This is a genomic window from Mycobacterium palustre (assembly GCF_002101785.1).
In the GTDB taxonomy this organism is placed as follows: domain Bacteria; phylum Actinomycetota; class Actinomycetes; order Mycobacteriales; family Mycobacteriaceae; genus Mycobacterium; species Mycobacterium palustre.
Map to the genome: position 1 here is coordinate 1 of NZ_LQPJ01000026.1, position 1,215 is coordinate 1,215.

The window sequence follows — 1,215 nt, forward strand, 5'->3', positions numbered from 1 at the left end:
CAGCCAATCGAGCTCCTCACGAGGATGATGGCCCAACGCTTGGCCCCGGCCTGGGCGAACCGGGATCGTATCACCCGTTCGGCGCGGGGGCGGCAGGGTTTGAAACCGGGCGAGGTCGCGGTCGGCTGCTAGCATCCCGTTCCATGCCTGGCAGCGGCGGCCCGGTACGGATCGGGATCCTCGGGGCGGCGCGCATCACGCCGGCGGCGCTGATCAAACCGGCCCGCAAAACCGACGAGGTCGTGGTGGCGGCGGTGGCCGCCCGCGACGTGTCGCGTGCCCACGCGTTCGCCGCGAAGCACGGCATCGCGCGGGTGCACGACAGTTACGAAGCGCTGCTCGCGGACCCGGACCTCGACGCGATCTACAACCCGCTGCCGATCGGATTGCACGGCAGGTGGACCCGGGCCGCGCTCGCCGCGGGCAAGCACGTGCTGTGCGAAAAGCCGTTCACGGCCAACGCCGCCGAGGCCCGTGAGATCGCCGAAGTGGCCGCCAGGTCGGGCCGGGTCGTGATGGAGGCGTTTCACTACCGCTACCACCCGTGCGCTTCGCGGGTCGAGGAGATCATCGGCTCGGGGGAGCTGGGCACCCTGGAGCGGGTCGAGGCGCACTGGTGCTTTTGGATGCCGAAGTTCTCGCACAACCGCTACAACTACTCCCTTGCCGGTGGCGCGCTGATGGACCTCGGGTGCTATGCGGTCGACATGGTCCGCAGGTACGGCGGCTCGACGCCGGAGGTCGTTGCGGCGCAGGCGAGACTGCGCGGCCCCCAGGTGGACCGGACCATGACGGCCCAGCTGCGGTTCGCCCCCGGGCACACCGGCAGCATCCACTGCTCGATGTGGTCGACCGCTTTACCGCGCCTCACCGCGAAGGTGGTCGGCGACCGCGGCGAGCTGCGGCTCCATCCGCTGATCCCGTTCCAGCGGTTCTCGGTGCGGTCCGGGAACAAAAAGCGCGTGGAGAACTTCGGGGTGCGCCCCACCTACGCCTATCAACTCGACGCTTTCGCCGCGGCCGTGCTGCGCGGCGAACCGGTGAAGACGACACCGGCGGAGGCGATCGAGAACATGACCGTCATCGACGCGATCTACCGGGCCGCGGGACTCGCGCCGCGCGAGCCGGCCTGAACGGCCTCAGTTGGCGAATTCGGTGTCGTTGATGTGGGTGGCCACGCGCAGGGCGTTGGCGGCGACGGTCAGGCTGGGGTTG

The 1,215-nt window shown here is 69.8% G+C and carries 1 protein-coding gene; it reads left to right on the forward strand.

Translation table 11 applies throughout. The features are described from left to right. The first annotated feature begins 143 nt into the window (after nucleotides 1-143). Nucleotides 144-1,133, forward strand: coding sequence for a Gfo/Idh/MocA family protein (locus tag AWC19_RS02865; protein WP_085076596.1), 990 nt, complete (start codon nucleotides 144-146; stop codon nucleotides 1,131-1,133). Nucleotides 1,134-1,215 lie beyond the last annotated feature (82 nt).

Coding starts and splice junctions, on each gene's coding strand:
- AWC19_RS02865 (WP_085076596.1), top strand. CDS start 144: ATGCCTGGCAGCGGCGGCCCGGTACGGATCGGGATCCTCGGGGCGGCG.